Here is a 14,170-nt window from a genome sequence, read left to right as displayed (position 1 = left end):
TGCTTGGCAGAAAATGAGCTGGGGGATTGGCTCCCCTTCTCCCTGCTTGGCAGAATGAGCTGGGGGATTGGCTCCCCTTCTCCCTGCTTGGCAGAAAATGAGCTGGGGGATTGGCTCCCCTTCTCCCTGCTTGGGAGAAGGGGCTGGGGGATGAGGGCAATCAAGCTGTCCTTCGCCATAACTCCTCGTTTATATCTCCTAAAATAGCTTCCAGTTGTCCCTCAAAAATACGGTTGAGGCGATTAAACCCCCCGTCCTTTCGGAAAGGCTCCTGATCCAGGGCAGCGCGATCGACAATAAACTCACGGGCGACCTGTTCCCCAATCCGCTTTAACCATTTGCGCTGCGGGTCTGTCCAGGCTCGTTTTGCCAGGATGCGTTTCATGGCTGCTTTTACCCGCTCATCATAGGGAATCAGCGGATCGCCCAGCGCCGCTTGACGGATAAAGTCAATGATCGAGGCGGCAATATCCTCATTCTTGGCTTCCTGCCACGCTTGGCGCAAATTGGTTTCTGAATAGCCCATCTTATCAAGCTCTAGGCGCAATTCACGAAGCTGGGCGCGGGTTAGCTCCCTTGGCCTTTGCAATACCACGGTCAAAGCTGCCAGTTGGTTGACGTTATCACGCACATAGGCGGTAAAGCTATCGAGAAAATCATCAGGTTTTTGCCCCGATCCATAACCACGGGTCACGGCAACAACCTCATCAGGGTGATGAGAAATCGGCAGCAAGCTCCCCTCACCCCCTTCTGGATTCCAATCCAAAATCCGCCCGATACCGGGGCGATCGCTCACCCAGCCCGCCAACTCGGGCAGCGGGGAAGTCCTGAACCGCTCGAGCGTCTCTTCTGGGGTTTCCCCGATATCGGCCTCATAGCGATCTCTGGCTTGATCCGCCAACCGCCCCAACTTCCGCCGCAGTTTAACCAGGATCTGATCCCGGATGACAGCACGGTGATCCGCCTCGGTAACCTGAGCAAACTCATCAAATAACTGCTCAAGGCTGATGGCAGGATTGACCACAACGGGTTTCATCTCGGTCAAAGTCTGTAACTTGGCATATAAATCAACCGCATCAAAAATACGGAACGTTTCTTTATCAATCTCAGGGCATTGGCGGGTTGCCCGTCCCAACATCTGCTCATAAAGAATCCGGCTATTCACCCGCCGCAAAAACACCAGATTGGTAATCTTCGGAACATCAATGCCGGTGGTCAAGAGGTCAACCGTGACCGCGATCTGAGGCATGGCATCATTACGGTAAGAACGGATCAAATCCCCTACCTTGTCCACACTGCCTGTAATCTTGCGAACGGCGGCATCCTCGATCTCGCCGTAATAATCAGCCATTGCCTGCTTCACCTGATCGACCACAATATCCGCATGGGCATCATTCACGGCAAAAATCAAGGTCTTACCGGGCAAGTTCGGATCGATATGTTTGGCTAGTTCCTTGGCAACTGCCTTATTGAAAGGAATCGTGATCACCTTCTTATTGAACTCCTCTACCTCGAAATTGAGATCGTCTGGGGCGTAAATGCGCTGTAGATGCCCGGTGGGAGAGTAGATCGCATCGAGTGCTTCCCCCGCCCGAAACTGAATCCCACTCCGACTCAAGGTAGTGGTAATCTGCACGGGTGGTTCATGGTCAATCAGAAACCCATCGATCACAGCCTCCCGGTAAGCGTAGGTAAACACGGGTTCACCAAAAATCTGCACCGTATGCAGGGCTGGCGTGGCTGTCAATCCGATCTTGACCGCATCAAAATGCTCTAAAACTCGACGATACTTAGAGATATAATCATCCTGACTGCGAAAACTTAGCTCGGCATCGGACATTTCCCGATCCAGCAGATAGCCTCGGTGACATTCATCAATCAACAGCAGATCATATTGGTCAATGGGGGGAACTGTTCGGGGTTCGCTGGCATACAGCACCCGCTTCACTAGCCCCTGAATGGTGCAGATATGCACCTTGGTTTCTGACTCTGGGGTAATATCTTCTAACCCCTGTAACCCGAAAATATCCCCAAAGGCTTTAGCGGTGACAACCTTGGTCGTCCGAAACTCACCGGCTGCCTGACTGCCTAAAGCACTGCGATCGACCACAAAACAAACCCGGCGAAACCTTTTGGCGGTTAAGAGTCGGTAGAGCAGGGCGATCGCCAGTTTTGTCTTACCCGTTCCGGTGGCCATTGCCACCAACATCTCACGGCGATCGGACTCTAGGGCCATTTCCACGGCTGCGATCGCTCGTTGTTGATAAGGACGCAACGGAAAACCAAACCGATAGGGCTGGGTTTTCAGGTGAGCATGGGCAGTTTCACGATCCATCCCTAGCAGCGCTGCCAAGCCTTCCGGGGTGTACCAGCCTACTAAGGCACGGCGGCGATTGGTGGGCTGGCGCACATCCCGAAACCAGATCCCGCTTTCGGTCTCAATCTGTTTGAGATAAGGTCGCCCATTGGTGGCAAACACAAAAGGAACCTGGAACTCACCCCATGGGCTACCATCAATAGGAGCAAAACCATCACCCGCCTGAAACCCTCTGGCGTATCGCTCGGCCTGATCAATGGCAGCAGAAACATTCTTGCGCCTGCGCTTGGCTTCAATGAAGCCGATACAGCTTGTACCCACAAACAGGGCATAGTCAGCAATACCGTTAGCCGTTGGCCATTCGGCGATCGCCATATTCTTCCCCTTAACGGGTCTTACGCCCTTGTCATGACGCAAGTTTTGGGTATCAGCTAACCAGCCTGCATCCTGCAATTGCTGATCAATAATTGCCCGTGTTTCATCTTCATCGAGATCAATCACGGTCGCCGCCCGATCAGCCAGAGAAATAATAGCGGCGGTCTGTTGGGCGGGTAACTGCTTCGATGCTGCCTGAAGGGTGGCTAACTGAACTTCAAGGGCTGATCTTGCCTGTTCCGACTCGACCGCAAGCTGCTCCCATAATGAACGGTTTTCAGCTTCCTGACGGGCTTTCTCCTCGGCACTCAGCACCGCCCTAGCCTGTTCTTCGGCTGCCAGCCTTGCCCTTTCTGCCTCGCTGCGGGTCTCTTCAAGGGCAATCCGCAAGCGTTCAAGTTCGGCTGCCAGTTCGGCTGTTACATCTGTTGGGTTCGGCGGCGGCACAAAAGCACCCGCCCTAAAGCTGGTATTGCCACTGAATGTTCGATGAAACCAGATAGCCAGTTGTCTGGCCATCTTTAACATGGTCAGGGCTGACCTATGATCGCCAATATATTCATGGGTTGCCCTATTGCCTGCAATTCTGATCTGATGGAACAGATCAGCGACTTCGGGCGATATCACCCGTTGAAACTTCAACCGTTTCAATAAATCTGCCTGGGCTTCCTCGGTAGAAACAAACTGACCTGTTTTGGCGGCGGTCAATTGTGCCAGCACTTCAGCAAACTGCCGTAACTTAATCAGGCAAGTACCGGGGTCATCTCGGAAATAGCGTTCAGCTAAAGCCCCAAGACGTACTAACTGAAGGTCATGCGATCGCAAAAATTCAAAATTGGCTGATTCCCCTGACATACTTTATTTTAAGGTGATATTATCAAAGCAAACAATAATACAGCCATAGTCAAGATGATTAGGACGTAATATACACTAACGACTAGCCAGGTGAGCAATGCCCACCCTACAGATCCTCAAGATTGGCAATGTCTTAATCGCTTTGGCGACTGCGATATCTCTGTATCTGCCAGTTTGGCAAGAATATCGGGAGACCGGGAGCATGAGTTATCCCAGAGCGCGAAGCGATCGCATTCTGCTCACTTTCAGGTAAGGCTGGTAACAAAGGCGATCGCACCCTCAAGCAACTCAGTCATTGCCACTCTACCCAGAACTTTGTACCCATTCTATCGATTATCGCAGCTCTCAGGTAGATTGAGCATAGTGCGATCGCGCTGTTGGAAAGCCGGTATACTTCCCTGATTCTGCCAATGTTGTTAAAAAGTAGGCATTGTCTCGAAAAACATCACATCCCCACCTTAATAAGATTTAACGACCTCGAGCTCACCCGCACGCGCGGGTGCGGTGCCAGCACCACCGCCAGTCAACTAGCTTCAAGGCGCGGCTCTCCGCCGCCACCACGCGCGCAGCGCGTGTCGGGTGCAGCGAGTTGTTAGACGCTATCTCTTAAGAACATATTGCTATATTCCTCAAAGGCGATTTTGGCCTCCGTCAAGTGAAAATCTTGCAAGGAACGGGGTTGATTCCCCTTTTTATCACGCTTATGATCGTCAAGGTAAGCCTGCATAGCCGCCTTCGCCTCTGCGGTTGGTTTTTCATCAAAACACATCTCGTAGATTCGCCCGATACACTCAACCATATTCGGTGCCAACTCCGAGAACAAGAAATCGATACGGTGGTCTTCATCCGGCGGATTTGCCTTAGTGTAATCAACAATCCCGCTCAAGAAAAAGTTAGTCTTTTCCAAAGCATACTGTCCCCACTCTGCTGAAGTGGTTCCCGGTGCGCCGGGTTCAACAAAGATACATGTAAAAACCACGAACAACTTTGCCATACTGGGTAAAATCTCACGGGGAGGGCGATGGGTAAAAATGAAGCGGGCATCCGGAAATTGCTGCCGGAGTTGCGGCAGGAAGGCCGTGTGGTTAGGGTCTTTCATCAGCCACGTCTTGTCGCTATCGGGCTCCAAAGTTTGATGAATGCGCATAACCATATCGAGCCAAGCATAACGATAGGCAGCCAGTTCAGCACTTTCAAGAGGCATTCCACGGGCCCGCTGCTCTGGATAAAGAAGCATTAGCGTATCTTGGTAGCCAAAGCCAAGTCCAGAATCATAGATACCCAAGTCTTCATCCACTTGGTTAGGTTTCATCGCATGCATTGTCTCCAAGCACTCATACCAACCCGGATAAATTCGTTTAAGTGGCTCGATAAAATTCTTTTGCACTTTCTCGGCCAACTGATCACGGCGCGCGCGGTCTGAACGGGGGATAGGCGGCAAGGGCATAATCATATCCGCCAAGTCGAAGGCTCGCCAACGCGAAGTATCTGTAGCCAGCGTGCGGTGGAGAATGGTAGTAGCCGTACGCGGCATAGACACGATGAAGACGGGTTGACGCACAACTTCATTATGCGCTTCTGCACCTAATTTGAGTAAACCCGCATGATTAGAAAAATAGTGCAATGCTCCGGCGTAGTTGGATACTTTGGCAAGCGCGTTGAGGGTGACAGAGGCGCGCATATCATCCGCGTAGTTTGCCAATCGCGACCGCATAGCTTGACGTGCGGCGGCATCACATAGAATAGCAGGGACACGTCCACTGGCTTCGGCCTCTTCCATTTGCCGAACAGACTTCTTCAAAGCTGATGCGATGGCTGTTTTCTCTAAGAGCGTGATCAAAAGTGAAGCGCCGCGTTTATCAATGATGATATTAAAAAGACGGGCAAATAACGACGGTTTCGGCAAGAGATGGATGTGCCAATCGCGTTGGTTCATTTCCACAAAAGCGCAATCCGCAGCCCTCAATTTGAGATATAAATAACATAACAGAAGTAATGATACAACAGCGATACCTAAAGCCATAATTCCCCCGATCTTCTAAGATTATCTGGCCCAAACTTAATCAGCATACTTTTGCAAATAACGAAGCGTCTAACCGTTGAGATGAGCCGCCGCAGATAACCTCGGTTTCCCACAGATAATCTTGATACGGTCGGCTCCATCGATTTGTTAGCCCGATCTCAGAGGATGTAGATTCAAGTTGAGCGGTGTACTTTAGTCTACGTAGTGAGGCTTTAAGTGTGCTTGTCTAATAACCTTTGAAACAAACTGTCAGATGCCCAAAAAGATGTAGCTTGAAGGCTTTGAACGGCAAGAGGTAGGTCGATGAGCTTTAGGGTTGCTGCCTGATCCAAAATTCCGAGGATACCTGTAATGCTCAAACCTCTGTCTATCGCAGTGCGTCGCGCTTTCATGTCATCTAGCAAAAGTAAGTTAGCTTTCAGTTCTTGGGCTAGAAGGATAGCTGCACGTTCTCCAGGATCAAGCAAATTAATGATTGTATCCGAAGCTTGGCTGACAGGTTGAGGTTGAATTTTGAGCCAATTGGGTGGAGTTGTTATCCAAGTTCGGACAAGGTTTGGAGCTTCCGTATCAGATAGTTCGCTATAAACTGCTTGGGGAATGATGACCTGCCGGAACAATTCAGGTAGTAAGTCGATCTGCCCAATCAGAATCAGGTAGTTGATTGGGGAGGTATTGGAAACAATAATCATTCCGTAGCCAACAGATTGCGAATCGCTTGGACATCCTGCTCTAAATCGTCTTCAGTATAGGGCAAATAAGCTTTCTCACGCTTAAGAAATTTGTAGGTTTCCCAACGAGAGGAAAAGTTAAGTATTTGTCGCACTTCGGCGGCTCCAATACGACCTTGACGATAGTGATCGGCAGCGATAAGTTCTAGAACTCGGCGGGAAACATTGACGGGTTGTAATTGATTGGCTATGTCGTCGGGAAGTTCAATCGTAATCTGCATGATAATTTTCTCCTTATGACCACTCATCAGTGCCTCAACCGCCCAAACTTCTTGATCGCGTGCGCCAAGCCATCCGCTTTAGGCATCTCAGTCGCAAAACCGAGAAGTTCCATACTCTACTATATCCGAGACTTCATCTTGTTTCAACAAAAACGCCACCCCAGAGAGATGGGAGTACCAGAACTCCGCGCCTCTTACTACCTCGCGGTCGATAAAAAAATGGCTGCCTCCACCCAAAACGTTGCCCCCAGTGCCTTGCTCGTTCTCTACCGCTAAGTTCTTGACCTTCCCTTGCCAGACCTTGATGTCCTTGAGCGGCCCCAGTGCCCCAAGCGGTTGCCCACTGTGTTCTCGCGCCCGGAAGTGCTGGCAATCCTGGCTAAGGTTGGGGATGACCCAGAGGCCTTGGTCATCCGCCTACTCTACGGGACTGGGATGCGGTTGACTGAATGCCTACGACTGCGAGTTAAGGACGTGGACTTTGACCATGGCCAAATCCTCATCCGTAACAGCAAAGGCAAAAAGGATCGCATCACCATGTTGCCCCGATCGCTCATTCTCCCCCTTCAACAACAAATTACCCGCACCAAACTCGCCCACGATCGCGAACTCCTCGACGGGTACGGCGAAGTTGAGCTACCCGATGCCCTCGCCCGCAAATATCCCAATGCCCAACGAGAATGGGGCTGGCAGTATGTATTTCCAGCCGCTCATCGTTCTCGTGACCCCCGTTCCGGAGCCGTTCGCCGTCATCATCTCTCTGAAGATCGCATTCAACGCAGGATGAAGCCAGCCAAACAACAAGCCAGTATCACCAAACACGGGAGTTGCCACACCCTCCGCCATAGCTTTGCCACCCACTTGCTTGAGGATGGCTATGACATTCGCACAGTGCAAGAACTGTTAGGCCACAAAGATGTGAAAACCACCAGGATTTACACCCACGTTCTTAATCGCGGTGGCTGAGGGGTTCGCAGTCCTTTGGATGAACTGGGTGAGTGAGCGTTCAGAAACAGACTTAAACCCACATTCCGGAGGTTGACAAAATCCACCACCCAACTGTTGATTAAACACAAAGGTCGGTGGGCACACCCCACACCTTACTCCGTTGCATTGGCCAACTGCTCCAGCCGCTCCTGCTGATCCTGAGAAATACAAGCCTCCATCACCTGATCAATATCCCCATCGAGGATATTTGCCAGCGTGAAATTTTGCCCCAAACGGTGATCCGTGATCCGGTTGTCCTTGTAATTGTAGGTGCGGATCTTCTCCGATCGCGCCCCCGTCCCCACCTGCGATCGCCGCAACGAAGTCACCTTCTCCTGCCGCTCTTGGAGTTTAATATCGTAGAGCTTCGCCCGCAGGATCTGTATTGCCCGCTCAAGCAACTCAGTCATTGCTACAAAAACAGCACATCCCCACCTTGATAGAATTTAACGGTGAAGTTAGCCCGCGCCTAGCGGTTATACGGTTGCTCTATTTTTAGTCCTGGAATGACTCGATAATGCTTAGTATTGAAGGTGCAAAGGGTAAAGCCCTGACCTACAGCACAGGCAGCTATCAAAGCATCAATTAATCCCACTTTATGTGATAAATGGTAAGCCGTGAAATCTGAGAGCGCACGCGCACAGTCAATTTCAGTAGGCCAGACTACAGGTAGTGGTGCAACAAGTTGCAAGGCTTTACGAACTTGTTGCTTATTTTGTGCGTCCTGAATCAACTCCATAACAACGAAGCCAGGGATACTGGGCAGTTCTTGGAGAGAGACAAACCAACTTAAAGCAGGTGTAAAGCCTCTTTGAATGTCAATAAAAATATCGGTATCAAGTAAATACATGGAGCCACCTAGAATCACTCACGGGTTTCAGCTTCACGACGTAATCTGCGAGCATATTCTTGACTATCGGTAATATCAGGACGAGAGTTGATAATTCCGCTATTTTCCCAGTAAGTAACAAGTTCTGCACCTGTTTTTGGCGGATTTTGAAGAAACGGGCGAAACGATAGGACACGCAAAATATACTCTGTGATAGGTAGCTTTAACTGGGATGCCTCAAGAGACAGTTCATCTTCTAATTCTGCTGGCAGATCTAGTGTGACAATCATTTTAATCCTCTATTTTTTAGTAAGCAAGGGGGTAAAATCAAGCTGGTTATCAGCATACTGTTCCAAAATTTCATGCACCCGTACTAAGTCCTCTGGAATGAGAGGCTCAACTTGAACCGTATTAGGTGTCATGTTGGATACAAAACGACGCATCGCTTGATGACCCAATCTTGATGCAAATCGCACGCTCCAGCAACTCAGTCATTGCCACTCTACCCAGAACTTTATCCCCATTCTATCGATGATCGCGGCTCTCAGGTAGATTGAGCATAGTGCGATCGCGCTCTTGGAAAGGGGGTAGACCTCCCTGATCCTACCAATGTTGTTAAAAAGTAGGCATTGTCTCGAAAAACATCACATTCCCACCTTGATAAAATTTAACGGTGAAGTTGTGCGGCGGCAGATAATATCGGACTCCCATCGATAACCTCTGTTCCGTCCGCACCAACGCAGTGTTAGCTAGTCAAGAGGTTATATAGGAGTAAAAAGGGTGTTCACCGACAACTTCGACTCTAAGGCTTTAACAATTTGCTCAAGTTCAATATTCGCCTCTGCTTGAAGACCAAGGCATCTAGCAATACCCTCCACATCTGTACTTAAACGACAACCCAACGCTAACCTGAAAGAATGGTCTGGTTGCTCCGTCATCTGATATGCATGAATATGCATAGAATCTCCTAATTGAGCTTGATGACTAACATGTGAAAAGCTAAATTCACGCTGTATATAATCTAGAAAACAATCTTGAATTACAAGAACAAGCTTTTTATTGATGTGCTCAAAAGTCTCAATCTTATGATGTAGCTGTATAAGGATTGTTTTTGCTGTCATTTTCCAGTTCATACCGAAGGTCTTTTTAGATTGACTTTGGTTATCTTCTGTAGGAACTCCAAGTTCTTCAAGTAACCGTTGGCGTTCCGGCCAAACAGTGCCAGTTGTATCCAGTGTTTGGAGTTCAATGCCAACGAAATCCTTCACCTTATTATTTAAGGCAGATACGAGAAAATAATCTACATTGCCTCCTGGAATTGAAATTTCTGAAACAACATGCAATTCATTTCCAGGTTCATGGTTGGTGAGCAAGTGTAAGCAGTCTATAAAGATCTGTTTTCTCTCTAGTAACCTATGAGGACAAATAATGACCGGAATAGAATTTTTGCCATAGACTACTGAGCAGGTGCCTATAGATATATCAGGTTGGCTTTTGCGGACTTTTATACAACGTCTTTTTAAATATGGACAATGTTGCCCTTGAATAAGACTGGCCAAATCTATATGTTCGGGTTGATTTCTTGAATATCCAAAAATCTCAATTATTTTGCTCATAAAATTGTTTCGCTTCTTTCTTTCGCTATCTCTAAGTACTGAGGGGAAAGATCTATCCCGCAGGACTTTCTGCCAAGTAGCTGGGCTACAAGCATCGTAGTTCCAGTACCACAAAAAGGATCTAGAATAATCCCGTTAGGTGGACACGTGGAAGATATTGGGATTTTACAAAGATCGACGGGATAGGGCGCAAAGTGAAGTTCTCGTTTTTGAGCATCTTCTGGAAGAATTTCCCAAACATCACTTGGTTTAGATCCTTTAGGATGATATTTCAGAAAGTAAAATCCTTTTTCCTTGAGTTCTTTGGCTCGACCAGAAACTTTCTCAGAATCAGAATGTGTGGTTCTTTGTTGTCCTCGAATAATCATCCTGAAATCAGAAATGATGCCATCAGAAACTTGACGGAGAATTTCTTCCAATGCCTGGTAAGCATTGTGTTTTTCATTTTCAGATAGGTCAGTGGATAGCTCGATTTTTCGTTTATAGCGAACCCCAGTGACACCCGTCGCAGAAACAACAGAACCATTCACTACTTTCGTCTTTCTGGGTGAAGAACGAATAGAATCTATATCGTAGTAATATCTTGATGACTTCACGAAGTGAAACACATTTTCATGTATATTTCTCAATCTATCCTTTGAATTGTCTGGTCCTCCTTTTACTTTGTTCCAAATAACGCTATTCCTTAGAATCCAGCCTTGATTATCTGTCAAGTTCAAGGCAATACGCCACGGTAAGCCGAGTAAGTTTTTGTTGTAGTAAGAATCACCAATATTGAGCCAAAAAGAGCCTGTTTTCTTCAGAACTCTATGAACCTCAGAGAAAACTAAGCATAAGTTATCTATATAAGTATTGAAATCCGGCTCTAATCCGATTCCGCCTGCGTCATATTCTCTTTTTCCCCAATAGGGTGGACTAGTCATACAACAATCGAAAGAATCACTGGGTAGCTCTTTCATAACTTCAAGAACATCTCCCAACATAAGCAAAGGGGCGATGCTTTCATTGACTTGATAATTTTCAAATTTCTTTTGAAAGTCTTGATTGGCTATGACACAATCACCAAATAGTGGTAATCGAAGGTTCTCTGGTGGTTGTGATGGAGCATCATCCTCTATTCGCATTTTTGAGCCTTGAACTTTCAAGCAGTACTGGTGTTTCTACAGGTCTTTAAACCTTTAGGGGATTATACAGTAGATAGAGCTAATGTATTAGTCTAGGGCAGCATCAAAGTCAAGCTACACTCAACCCCAAAGTTGCAACCACTCAGCAACAGCACTTGTAGTCCCATCTACGGGGCATTCATAAATCAGGGGGAGGGGGTTTACCCTTCGCTACCGGTCTAGCTAACGGCGGAGTTGAGCCGCGAACGACGCTTAGCCAGCGTCGTCGGGCTAACGGTGTTTGTCGGCTCCAACGAAGTGTTGTGGTGACTGCGCTTCTTAGATGGTAGCATAGTATGTCAAGTCCCGTACTACGCAGGCAGTACAACTATTTATTAGACCGCAATTACAGGATAACTCACCCCTGGAGGATGTTGTCAAGCACTGGCGGTCTAACTCCGATATTATGGTTATTATCGCGCACGTGCGGTCTAACACCCCTTTTCGTCGTCTTTTAGCGCAAGTCCTGTCATGGAAGTGCCTCAACCGTCCCAACTTCTCGATCGCCTCCGCCAAGCCATCCCGGCATCTCAGTCGCAAAACCGAGAACTCCTATCTCGATTACATCCAAGACTTCATCTTGTTTCACCAAAAACGCCACCCCAGACAGATGGGAACGCCAGAAGTCCGCGCCTCGTCCTCCCATGGCTTACCGTAGTGCGATCGCCATTTCACCCGGTGCGATCGCCCTGAAGTGTCGATCAAAGACCGCAACCAGCCAATAGCCCTCGTTGGGAAAGTTAGCGGGTTGGAGTTCTGGGTCTGGTGGTGGGGGGGTTGAGTTGATGAATCCCTGAGCACCAGAGTTCGTTGAGTGTCATATCTAGCTCCTGGGGTGCTGTATCTACTCTTTTACCTTCTGGAAACGCCAGAGGGCGATCGCCGATCATCAGGTTAAGGCTTTGAGCAAATCATCCCAGCCACTTAGACCACAGAAACTCGGTTTCTATGACAATCTTTGCATCCTCACCGAAATTCGATTAATAAACCCGGTTTCTAACCCCCATCTAGGTCTGTCGCCAATTCTCAGTTTTAAGACCCACAACGCGATTAAATTCTCGTTGGTTGGCGGTAATCATTATCAGTTGATGTTGCAGTGCAGTGGCGGCTATCAAGACATCATAAGCCCCAATTGGCTGTCTTTGAGATTTGAGTATGGCACGAATTTCAGCCGCTTTTTCAGCTTCAGCGGTTGTGAAAGGGAGAATCGTCACAGAAGACAGAAAACTGAGAATAATCGGTTTGATTTTTTCTGCCCGCTGTGGATTGAGGATTAAACCATAGTTGAGTTCCATCACTGTAATTGAGGAAACAGCAATGTTAACTGGGGCGGTTTGCTGGATTCTGCCTTGAGTACCCGGTTCGCCTTTGATGAAGTCACTGATGACACAGGTATCGAGGAGGTATTGCATCAAAATAGTTTCTCTTCGCGAGGGGGAAGCAATTCATCCCGATAGGACTCGAAAGCGGGGAAATCAGGGACTCCTTGATAAGACAAAATCGCCTCTGACCATTGAGAATTTGAAATCGGTGGCGTTTGCATTTGATGGCGTAAAACTTGCAGAATTAAAGTAGGCAGGGGAATATTAGATTGTGTGGCTTTACGAATGAGGTCTTGTTCAAGGTCGGGCGGTAGGTCTATGGTAATTTGCATCGGTGATTTTCCTCAATTTATCCCTCGAATATATTTTATCACACTCCCACACCCACCGACAACCCACCGACTATTGCAGAAAGAAATCGAGTTTCTCGGACAATCTTTGCATCCTCACCGAAATCTGATTAAGCAACCCGGTTTCTCAACCCCACCGAGGTTTATTGCAGGTCGTCCTCTGTCATCCCAGCATCTTTGAGAATACCTTTTAATGTTCCAGTCGGTAAATCTCGATCGCTATCAACTGGAATCGACAGAATAACTGCCACACCCTCTTTGGCATAAATATGATGGCTACCTGTGATTCGTTTGAGTTGCCAACCCTGTTGCTCCACAATTTTGCAGAGTGCTTTCCCCGAAATCGATTTCATAAAGACAACTCAATTAACTGTTTTTCTGGGGTGACTTCTTGTTGTTCACTGGCTACTTCTAGCCAACCCTGAACCGCATCAGCAAGCATTTCTAACAACTCTTCATAACTCGATGCCCAGGTGTGACAACCCGGAAGGGCAGGAACTGAACCGCACCAAACATCATCTTCTTGCCAAATCATTGCCTTCATTTTCATGGTTTGTCTCTAATGGCTATCTAATCAAGATTTTAGCCCATCCATTAACGTATCACCCACCGATCATCCCAGAAACCGGGTTTCTGCGACAATCTCTGCATCCTCACCCAAATCTGATTAAGAAACCCGGTTTCTTTTCTCCACTCAACTTTGAGTTATCAGAATGGTCAGGGCGCGTTCTATGGCCTCCTCTTCTGTGCTACAAATTCCCCTGGCTAGGATACGATCGCCATTTCACCCGGTGCGATCGCTCCATCTGCCGCCTCACCCCAATCGGGTTAAGCAACCCCGTTTCTCAACCCCTCAACGCTTTCCCGGTAAAGGTGGCTAATGGTTTACCTGTTGCTAAGTTCCACCACAGTTCCAGGGTCTGATCGTTAGAAGCAGTCTATAATCAATTCAATCCTAGTATTGAGCGAGATATTCTATGACGGCAAAACCGCTAGAAATCAAGGGAACTTGGGAAGAAATTATCAGTCATTCCGATGCTTTAGCTGGATGTCAGGTTCGGGTTGGGGAAGGGGCTATAATGGGCTGTGCGGTCTCTGGTGTTTTTATGAGTCAGCAACCCACCGACGACCCCCATAACCTGCATCTGCTTTCTACGCCCCGGACGGAGTGGGTGTGGGAGGAGATTGAGGGGATTGATGAGCCGAGGCGGACGAAGGTGGATCTGATTGGTATTGACCCCACCTTTGATGTGGGGGCGAATTTTTCGATGAATGTGGCGATCGCCGAATCGGTTTATGAATGATGATTCCTGATCGAATCCTGAAATCCTCTTTGAAATCGTCCCCCCTCTTGGCTTCTGTGTTCGCACAACTGCCGAGT

The 14,170-nt window shown here is 48.1% G+C and carries 16 protein-coding genes and 2 pseudogenes; 5 read left to right on the top strand and 13 right to left on the bottom strand.

Annotation, left to right across the window (positions count from 1 at the left end; translation table 11 throughout):
• Positions 1 to 160: 160 nt before the first annotated feature.
• Positions 161 to 3,547: a type I restriction-modification system endonuclease gene (hsdR, locus tag P5683_RS07430; protein ID WP_315640093.1), complete on the bottom strand. Its 3,387-nt coding sequence runs from the start codon at positions 3,545 to 3,547 to the stop codon at positions 161 to 163.
• A 97-nt stretch (positions 3,548 to 3,644) separates the two neighbouring features.
• On the opposite strand from hsdR, the gene P5683_RS07425 reads away from it, so the two are divergent.
• Positions 3,645 to 3,800: a hypothetical protein gene (locus P5683_RS07425; RefSeq protein WP_006669838.1), complete on the top strand. Its 156-nt coding sequence runs from the start codon at positions 3,645 to 3,647 to the stop codon at positions 3,798 to 3,800.
• A 339-nt stretch (positions 3,801 to 4,139) separates the two neighbouring features.
• Here P5683_RS07425 and P5683_RS07420 read toward each other — a convergent pair whose 3' ends face one another.
• The 3 genes from P5683_RS07420 to P5683_RS07410 form a co-directional block, all read right to left on the bottom strand.
• Positions 4,140 to 5,570, bottom strand: coding sequence for a sulfotransferase (locus P5683_RS07420; protein WP_006621196.1), 1,431 nt, complete (start codon positions 5,568 to 5,570; stop codon positions 4,140 to 4,142).
• 212 nt (positions 5,571 to 5,782) lie between these two features.
• The gene (locus P5683_RS07415; RefSeq protein ID WP_006621195.1) at positions 5,783 to 6,262 is read right to left on the bottom strand and encodes a DUF3368 domain-containing protein; all 480 of its coding nucleotides are present in this window, start codon (positions 6,260 to 6,262) and stop codon (positions 5,783 to 5,785) included.
• Positions 6,259 to 6,522: a UPF0175 family protein gene (locus P5683_RS07410; protein ID WP_008057519.1), complete on the bottom strand. Its 264-nt coding sequence runs from the start codon at positions 6,520 to 6,522 to the stop codon at positions 6,259 to 6,261. Before P5683_RS07410 ends, P5683_RS07415 begins: the two co-directional genes overlap by 4 nt.
• Before the next feature lie 29 nt (positions 6,523 to 6,551).
• On the opposite strand from P5683_RS07410, the pseudogene P5683_RS07405 reads away from it, so the two are divergent.
• Positions 6,552 to 7,488, top strand: a pseudogene (locus P5683_RS07405) (integron integrase).
• A gap of 134 nt (positions 7,489 to 7,622) precedes the next feature.
• Here P5683_RS07405 and P5683_RS07400 read toward each other — a convergent pair.
• The 5 genes and pseudogenes from P5683_RS07400 to P5683_RS07380 all read right to left on the bottom strand — a co-directional run.
• Positions 7,623 to 7,904, bottom strand: a pseudogene (locus tag P5683_RS07400) (peptide chain release factor-like protein); the annotation flags it as partial.
• Between the two features lie 74 nt (positions 7,905 to 7,978).
• Complete coding sequence (locus P5683_RS07395; RefSeq protein WP_006669832.1) at positions 7,979 to 8,359, bottom strand: PIN domain-containing protein; 381 nt, start codon at positions 8,357 to 8,359, stop codon at positions 7,979 to 7,981.
• A 14-nt stretch (positions 8,360 to 8,373) separates the two neighbouring features.
• On the bottom strand, positions 8,374 to 8,628 hold the full coding sequence (locus P5683_RS07390; protein WP_006621177.1) for a hypothetical protein: 255 nt from the start codon (positions 8,626 to 8,628) through the stop codon (positions 8,374 to 8,376).
• Positions 8,629 to 9,099: 471 nt separating this feature from the next.
• The gene (locus P5683_RS07385; protein WP_006621190.1) at positions 9,100 to 9,954 is read right to left on the bottom strand and encodes a NotI family restriction endonuclease; all 855 of its coding nucleotides are present in this window, start codon (positions 9,952 to 9,954) and stop codon (positions 9,100 to 9,102) included.
• Positions 9,951 to 11,099: a site-specific DNA-methyltransferase gene (locus P5683_RS07380; RefSeq protein WP_315640096.1), complete on the bottom strand. Its 1,149-nt coding sequence runs from the start codon at positions 11,097 to 11,099 to the stop codon at positions 9,951 to 9,953. Before P5683_RS07380 ends, P5683_RS07385 begins: the two co-directional genes overlap by 4 nt.
• 424 nt (positions 11,100 to 11,523) lie before the next feature.
• Between P5683_RS07380 and P5683_RS07375 the strand changes: the two genes are divergently transcribed.
• A complete protein-coding gene (locus tag P5683_RS07375) occupies positions 11,524 to 11,775 on the top strand; it encodes a phage integrase N-terminal SAM-like domain-containing protein (protein WP_315640097.1) in 252 nt (83 codons plus the stop codon).
• 349 nt (positions 11,776 to 12,124) lie between these two features.
• Here P5683_RS07375 and P5683_RS07370 read toward each other — a convergent pair whose 3' ends face one another.
• The 4 genes from P5683_RS07370 to P5683_RS07355 form a co-directional block, all read right to left on the bottom strand.
• Positions 12,125 to 12,529, bottom strand: coding sequence for a type II toxin-antitoxin system VapC family toxin (locus P5683_RS07370; RefSeq protein ID WP_006621170.1), 405 nt, complete (start codon positions 12,527 to 12,529; stop codon positions 12,125 to 12,127).
• Complete coding sequence (locus tag P5683_RS07365; RefSeq protein ID WP_006669829.1) at positions 12,529 to 12,771, bottom strand: hypothetical protein; 243 nt, start codon at positions 12,769 to 12,771, stop codon at positions 12,529 to 12,531. The genes P5683_RS07370 and P5683_RS07365 overlap by 1 nt, the downstream gene beginning before the upstream one ends.
• Positions 12,772 to 12,932: 161 nt before the next feature.
• Positions 12,933 to 13,142 carry a type II toxin-antitoxin system HicA family toxin gene (locus P5683_RS07360; RefSeq protein ID WP_006621167.1) on the bottom strand — a complete coding sequence of 70 codons (210 nt, stop codon included), beginning with the start codon at positions 13,140 to 13,142 and terminating at the stop codon, positions 12,933 to 12,935.
• Positions 13,139 to 13,339 carry a type II toxin-antitoxin system HicB family antitoxin gene (locus P5683_RS07355; protein ID WP_006669828.1) on the bottom strand — a complete coding sequence of 67 codons (201 nt, stop codon included), beginning with the start codon at positions 13,337 to 13,339 and terminating at the stop codon, positions 13,139 to 13,141. The genes P5683_RS07360 and P5683_RS07355 overlap by 4 nt, the downstream gene beginning before the upstream one ends.
• A 181-nt stretch (positions 13,340 to 13,520) precedes the next feature.
• Here P5683_RS07355 and P5683_RS07350 point away from each other — a divergent pair, with 181 nt between their 5' ends.
• Entirely contained in the window at positions 13,521 to 13,670 is a 150-nt protein-coding gene (locus P5683_RS07350) for a hypothetical protein (RefSeq protein ID WP_155839084.1), read from the top strand.
• A gap of 96 nt (positions 13,671 to 13,766) precedes the next feature.
• Entirely contained in the window at positions 13,767 to 14,093 is a 327-nt protein-coding gene (locus P5683_RS07345; RefSeq protein WP_006621164.1) for a hypothetical protein, read from the top strand.
• Positions 14,094 to 14,170: the final 77 nt, after the last annotated feature.

This window comes from Limnospira sp. PMC 1279.21 (genome assembly GCF_032349615.1).
GTDB lineage: Bacteria > Cyanobacteriota > Cyanobacteriia > Cyanobacteriales > Microcoleaceae > Limnospira > Limnospira fusiformis.
The sequence above is the reverse complement of the archived record's forward strand: the minus strand, read 5'-3'. Positions and strand labels throughout refer to the sequence as shown.